Here is a 397-nt window from a genome sequence, read left to right as displayed (position 1 = left end):
TCGTCTATGACATCAACCCGGCAAGCGTCGCCGCTTTGGTCAAGGACGGCGCCGTCGGCACCGCCTCGATGGAAGAATTCGTCGGCAAGCTCGCCAAGCCGCGCAGCGCCTGGCTGATGCTGCCGGCGGCGATCACCGGCAGGATCGCCGACCAGGTGGCGGCATTGATGGAGCCCGGCGACATCATCATCGATGGCGGCAATTCCTACTATCACGACGCCGTTGACCAGGCCGCCGAGCTGGCGGCCAAGGGCATCAACTATGTCGATGTCGGCACCAGCGGCGGCGTCTGGGGCCTGGAGCGCGGCTACTGCCTGATGATCGGCGGTCCGGACGAGGCGGTGCGCCATCTCGATCCGATCTTCGCCACGCTAGCGCCCGGCGCCGACGCCGGGAG

Annotated in this window: 1 protein-coding gene; it reads left to right on the top strand. The window is 67.5% G+C overall.

The genetic code is table 11. The annotated features are described in order from the left end of the window. Positions 1-397 (top strand): NAD(P)-binding domain-containing protein (locus EOA33_RS38590; protein ID WP_245482633.1); only part of this gene is annotated, 397 nt, incomplete at both ends.

The sequence above is a fragment of the Mesorhizobium sp. M4A.F.Ca.ET.050.02.1.1 genome (genome assembly GCF_003997725.1).
Taxonomy (GTDB): Bacteria; Pseudomonadota; Alphaproteobacteria; order Rhizobiales; family Rhizobiaceae; genus Mesorhizobium.
This window is presented reverse-complemented; position numbering and strand designations above follow the sequence as displayed.